This window comes from Albibacterium sp. (assembly GCF_035514885.1).
GTDB lineage: Bacteria > Bacteroidota > Bacteroidia > Sphingobacteriales > Sphingobacteriaceae > Albibacterium.
This window is the reverse complement of the sequence record NZ_DATJCH010000001.1, coordinates 1-3,603: the sequence shown is the minus strand read 5'-3', so window position 1 is coordinate 3,603 and position 3,603 is coordinate 1. Positions and strand designations below refer to the sequence as shown.

The following is a 3,603-nucleotide window of genomic DNA, read 5'->3' as shown; positions in this document are numbered from 1 at the left end:
TAAAGAGGGGTTAAAAGCTGCTGGTGAATGGCATCAATTAAAACCTTTGTTTCCTTCGTTAGAAGGAAAATCTGTTCTTGACTTGGGGTGCGGATATGGCTGGCACTGCAAGTTCGCAGAAGAACAAGGAGCTACAAAAATATTAGGGATCGATTTAAGTAAGAAAATGATTGAGGAAGCCCAAAAGCGCAATTCAGGAAATCAAATTGAATATCGTATTAGCGGATTAGAGGAATATGACTATCCAGAAAATGAATGGGATTGTGTTATATCTAATTTAGCTCTGCACTATATAGAGGACATAGTGGAAATATTTCAAAAAGTGTATAGGACATTAAAACCAGGTGGAATTTTTCTTTTTAATATCGAACACCCTGTTTTTACCGCAGGAGTTGGGCAGGATTGGATTTATACAGATGATGGGAAACCGCAATATTGGGCGATTGATAATTACTTTATAACAGGAGAACGAAATACACATTTTTTAGGATGTGATGTAGTAAAACAACATCACACACTTACACAGATTATAATGGGATTGCTGAACAATGGGTTTGAGCTTAAAGTTGTAGAGGAAGCAGAACCGCCTAAAGAGATGATGGATATTCCGGGTATGGAAGATGAACTTCGCCGCCCGATGATGTTACTTGTAAAGGCGATAGCGAAAAAATAATATCTCTATTAGGAAAACTGATATACCCCAATTTAGAGAATGGCATAGTAATTCCTAGTGATAAAGAGAAAATGATTGCACTGGCAAATAAATACATTGAAAAAGAAAATGTAGATGCACTCATTCTCGCCTGTACGGAGCTGCCACTTGCCATAAAGCCCGAAGATGTTAATGTGCCAATCGTGAATACAACCCAAGTACATATCAATGCAATTTACCAATATGCAATTCGATAAAAATAGCAAAGCCAGCCGAGCCAGTCAACGGTCAAGATGAACGGCGCATTTCATGCGCCGCCGTTGACAGCCCCGCCCGTCTTTGCTAAAGGGTAATCAAGGCGGGAAAGCCCTAAAATGGCTTCACACCTATTTCAATAATTGGAGGAGATAAAAATGAGATCAGAAAAGGAAGTTTATGATATTGTTTTGAATTTTGCAAAAACAGACAAACGCATTCGCATGGTTACTTTGGAAGGATCTAGAACAAATACAAATATTCCGCCTGATGATTTTCAGGATTTTGATATTACTTTTTTTGTTACGGATATGGACAGCTTCACAAGTGATGATAAATGGCTAGATATATTTGGTGAAAGGTTGATTCTGCAAAAGCCGGAAGATATGGAATTATTTCCAGCTGTAGAAAAGGGATTTTCATATTTAATGCTGTTTACTGATGATGTTAAGATAGATTTAACTTTGCTGCCGCTGGAACTGATAGACGAGTATTTTACATGGGATAAACTGGTAAAGTTACTGTTGGATAAAGACAACCGTATCGTAAAGCCGCCAATACCAACGGATATAGACTACCACTTGCAGAAGCCTACTCAAAGAATGTTTGACGATTGCTGTAATGAATTTTGGAATACTACAACATATGTAGTAAAGGGCTTATGCCGCAAAGAAATTCTTTTTGCTATTGACCATATGAATGATATAGTACGAAAAGAATTGCTTCGCATGATTTCCTGGCTGATTGGTATCAAACAGGGATTTCATTTCAGTTTGGGAAAAAACTATAAATTTATGAAGCAATATGTCCCAGAGGAATTGTGGGAACGACTTATGTCCACTTATAATATGGATTCCTATCCCCATATGTGGGAATCCTTTGAACAATGTATGGCATTGTTCCGGGAGGTTTCGTCAGAAGTGGCATGCCAGTTGGATTACCAGTATCCACTATATGATGAAAAAATCAGTAATTATGTGATTCGGCAAAAGAAAAAATATGGCATTGAAGATGATAACAAATAAAATTTTTTCAATCGAAAAAATTTATTTTGATTATTCAATTTTGAAAAACTGAATACCTCAAAATCAGAAAGAGCGCGGACAAGCACTTTGAGGGATTGGCCGCCTTGTCCACCCATCCAGCGGGGCGGCGGGCGGCGGTCAAGGCCGGGTGTAACCCCGTTCATTTCAGCCTTGACGGTTGCCCGCTGTCCTGCTACTTTTCCGGGAGTGTGGCCACAACTTCGGGACACTTTGTCCACAAGTCGGAGCGTAGGACGAGGGACGGGGGCTTTCATATACCTGCCGCCGTTCTCTGAAAACAGGCCGATTTTTTGCTCATTCCCATTCGCAAAAATTCAGCCTGTTTTCCTGCCGGAGCAAACGGGGCGCAAGAAGCACCGCACCCCGTTTCCCCCGTCAGCCACGCCAGCAGGTATAACACACTACACTTTGCAAGCAAAGTCGTGTGCCAAAGGGGGCACCCCTTTGGAAACCCCGGACAACAAAACAGGCGGTATGCTGCCCTCTCCGGGAGCATACCGCCGTTTGTTGTCAGCAGCCCGTTTCACGGTCTGCGTGTAGTTCCTTGTAAACTGACCTAATTAACCTTTTAAATAACTTTGAGTTTATTGGGGAAAGTATATAATATTATTATTAATTAAGCAATAATGAGTACCTTACAAATGTTATATAAATTGAGATAATTATAAATACTAAAATGACGAAGTTTAGGTCAAGAAAGAAGACCTTAAACTTCGTCATTTTATGTCTAATTTATTAAATCTTCTCAAGTTTACTCATTCGGTATCTCCATACAGGGAGTGCAATTAGCCCAAAGACCATATACTTCAAGAAAAGACTTAACATATGATTCTGTGATAGAACAATATCTCCATTAAAAGTAAAACCATGAATAAATATTTGGATTACAGGACTCAGTAGTCCAATTGCAAAAGGGACGGCAACAGACACCCCTACAAATGCTATGAATAGGTTAAGAGCATTGCTAATCGTAGGGAAGGTATCGTTGATAAATAAAATTAAAAGTCCATACATAAGTATTGCAAGGATTCCAACACCTGCATTAAGAAGATATTGCAATTTACCATCAACAAGTTTTACTGATACATTGGGATGGAAGAAGTATATTGAGTAAAAAAATATAACAAAGAAATCAACTCCAAAAGCCAAGGTCTTAAAAGAAAATAAAGTAATATTTTTATAAAGTTTTACAAAGAGAATGGTTATGGTTAAACATATTCCTATAAATAATCCTATAAGCATATTGACCTCCTAAAATTGATATTTGTATTTCCTGTATCATCTTATAAATAAATTATACCACTTACTTGGGGCTGGCTGCCAGACCTAAATTTCAAATATTATAAAGTTTAATTTTTCCAAAAGAACTATTGCAATAATTTGGATTTAATATTATAATAGTAATCACCAACAAAGTGTTGGCGATTAGAAAGGGGGTAGAAAATGAGAACCAAAAGTCCCAAAAGAATGGAAGAAATAATTGATTATGTAAATCAATATACAAATCATTATAGGACTTCTCCTTCTACCAGAGAAATTGCAAAAGCTGTAAAAACTGATAATGGTACTGTATATCGTTATCTTGTGGAAATGAATGAAAAAGGTATGCTTGAATACAATGGCAAAGAAATTATTACACCAACAATTAAA

At 37.5% G+C, this 3,603-nt stretch carries 4 protein-coding genes and 1 pseudogene; 4 read left to right on the top strand and 1 reads right to left on the bottom strand.

Annotation, left to right across the window (positions count from 1 at the left end; translation table 11 throughout):
• From VL047_RS00025 to VL047_RS00015, 3 genes are all read left to right on the top strand, one after another.
• The coding region (locus tag VL047_RS00025; protein WP_007215975.1) for a class I SAM-dependent methyltransferase at nucleotides 1-673 on the top strand (673 nt) is incomplete at its 5' end.
• The gene (locus VL047_RS00020) at nucleotides 670-909 is read left to right on the top strand and encodes an aspartate/glutamate racemase family protein (protein WP_071585656.1); all 240 of its coding nucleotides are present in this window, start codon (nucleotides 670-672) and stop codon (nucleotides 907-909) included. The genes VL047_RS00025 and VL047_RS00020, both read left to right, overlap by 4 nt.
• A gap of 156 nt (nucleotides 910-1,065) precedes the next feature.
• Nucleotides 1,066-1,932 (top strand): aminoglycoside 6-adenylyltransferase AadE, encoded by an 867-nt coding sequence (locus tag VL047_RS00015; RefSeq protein WP_001255868.1) that lies wholly within the window; start codon nucleotides 1,066-1,068, stop codon nucleotides 1,930-1,932.
• Between the two features lie 756 nt (nucleotides 1,933-2,688).
• On the opposite strand, the gene VL047_RS00010 is transcribed toward VL047_RS00015, so the two are convergent.
• Nucleotides 2,689-3,195 carry a hypothetical protein gene (locus tag VL047_RS00010; protein WP_325357163.1) on the bottom strand — a complete coding sequence of 169 codons (507 nt, stop codon included), beginning with the start codon at nucleotides 3,193-3,195 and terminating at the stop codon, nucleotides 2,689-2,691.
• Nucleotides 3,196-3,396: 201 nt separating this feature from the next.
• Between VL047_RS00010 and VL047_RS00005 the strand changes: the two are divergent.
• A pseudogene (locus VL047_RS00005) lies at nucleotides 3,397-3,603 on the top strand (repressor LexA); the annotation flags it as partial.